This is a genomic window from Candidatus Nitrosotalea sp. FS, assembly GCF_011319475.1.
Taxonomy (GTDB): Archaea; Thermoproteota; Nitrososphaeria; order Nitrososphaerales; family Nitrosopumilaceae; genus Nitrosotalea.
Genome location: NZ_RCMC01000167.1, coordinates 1 through 888, shown reverse-complemented (window position 1 = coordinate 888; position 888 = coordinate 1). Strand labels below are relative to the sequence as shown.

Here is an 888-nt window from a genome sequence, read left to right as displayed (position 1 = left end):
CAAGTTGCATATGCAATCGGAGTGGCAGAGCCAGTTTCCCTTACGGTTAACACATTTGATACAANAAGTCCAAGTTGCATATGCAATCGGAGTGGCAGAACCAGTATCACTTACAGTTAACACATTTGATACAGGCAAGATTCCAGAAGAAACCATTGAAAACATAGTAAGAAAACACTTTGACATGCGTCCTTCTGCTATTATTTCTCAGCTAAAACTAAAGAATGCAATTTACAGAAAGACTGCAGCATACGGCCACTTTGGACGAACTGAACCAGAATTTAGCTGGGAAAAGACAGACAAGGCATCTGTTCTAAGACAGGCTTCTGGACTGTAACACTTCATCATATCTTGTAAATCTCATCTTGGCAAGACTGGCAAGTTTTTTGTGGTCCCCGATATAGTCACNATTTTTTTCCTGCCCAAGAATTTTTTTACAAATGTATCATAACTTACTATCTGCGGTCCCACCAAGTCAATTATCTTGTTTGAGAATTTTTTCTCTGTAACAGATTGTATCACAACGTCTGCCACATCATATACAAAGATAGGCTGGAACCTATAATTTCCAGAGCCAGGAATTAACATCTGTCCTTTTTTTATCTGCTGTTCTAGATTCTCTGACAATGGATCATCATCTCCTATGATGTATGATGCCCTGAAAATTGTATAATCAAGTCCAGAGTGAATTATCTCCTGCTCTGCCTTGTATTTTGAAATAAAATATCCAAGTGTTGTATTCTTGTCAACTCCAAGACCGCTGATGTAAATTATTTTTTTTATTTTTGCCTTTTTGCACAGAGCAACTGCATTTCTTGCAAGAGATACGTTTACTGTACCATAATCAGAATCTACGGTCTGTCTTCCCTGACCAATAAAATGCAAGAA

At 37.8% G+C, this 888-nt stretch carries 2 protein-coding genes; one reads left to right on the top strand and one right to left on the bottom strand.

From position 1 onward, the window contains the following. Nucleotides 1-65: 65 nt before the first annotated feature. On the top strand, nucleotides 66-337 hold a 272-nt coding region (locus DYY66_RS14255; protein WP_255496173.1), incomplete at its 5' end, for a methionine adenosyltransferase domain-containing protein. A 72-nt stretch (nucleotides 338-409) separates the two neighbouring features. Here the strand turns inward: DYY66_RS14255 and DYY66_RS16150 are convergent. Then, nucleotides 410-885 (bottom strand): SDR family oxidoreductase (locus DYY66_RS16150; RefSeq protein WP_394352583.1); only part of this gene is annotated, 476 nt, incomplete at its 3' end. Nucleotides 886-888 lie beyond the last annotated feature (3 nt).